A 212-nucleotide genomic window follows, 5' to 3' on the forward strand; every position below is an offset into this window, starting at 1 on the left:
CAAGGTTTATCAATCCTATTTAGAGATTGTCTTTATGTTGCGCTTCAAATCTTTGTTGCATGACCAGTATCGCTTTTTCTACCGCTTGCTTTGCATTACTCGTATCGCCGTTTGTTACCGCTAATATCGCTATGTTCTTTTCTGGCAACACTAAGTTGTCTAGATAGAAGGTCCCAGTAAAGCCATTGTGATGAAAGCTATTGTTGTTTGGA

1 pseudogene is annotated in these 212 nt (G+C 39.2%); it reads right to left on the reverse strand.

Features of this window, described 5'->3' with window-relative positions:
- Positions 1 to 19: 19 nt before the first annotated feature.
- Positions 20 to 212, reverse strand: a pseudogene (locus CWC11_RS23030) (serine hydrolase domain-containing protein); the annotation flags it as partial.

Source organism: Pseudoalteromonas sp. S3178, assembly GCF_005886985.1.
In the GTDB taxonomy this organism is placed as follows: Bacteria; Pseudomonadota; Gammaproteobacteria; order Enterobacterales; family Alteromonadaceae; genus Pseudoalteromonas; species Pseudoalteromonas carrageenovora.